We start from the raw sequence: 409 nt of genomic DNA on the forward strand, positions 1-409 counted from the left end.
ATATTGGTTAATGTCCAAGTCCCCATAGAAGCCTTGGAACTCATTGTAAATGCGTTCCTTGTCGTACAGAGTCTTTGGTACATTGTCCAGCTTCTTTTCAACGAGATAGAGCTTCACCACTTCACTGAATGATTGGCTCTTGGGTGTAACCCGTTCCCCTTGGGGCATGCCGACAGGCAGACTTCCTGAAGAGGCGTGCGCCGAATGAGCTAGCACGGAGTTGACAGCCTCCTGTGCATACTTCTCACGAAGGCCCAGCCTATCCAAAACGGCTGATATGGTGTCCAGATCGTCGGCTTTGACTTCGGTGAATTTCACTTCGCCTGTGGGACTGATCTCAACCCCCAGCTTGCGTATGGCGTCAAGGTCGAAATCTCGATTGGACATTGCTAGTTCCATGTTGGCACGT

General features: G+C 50.6%; 1 protein-coding gene. It reads right to left on the reverse strand.

The window, feature by feature from the left end:
- Nucleotides 1-387 (reverse strand): hypothetical protein (locus D7V77_RS42820; protein ID WP_199734027.1); only part of this gene is annotated, 387 nt, incomplete at its 3' end.
- Nucleotides 388-409: the final 22 nt, after the last annotated feature.

The sequence above is a fragment of the Corallococcus sp. CA041A genome, from assembly GCF_003612075.1.
GTDB lineage: Bacteria > Myxococcota > Myxococcia > Myxococcales > Myxococcaceae > Corallococcus > Corallococcus exiguus.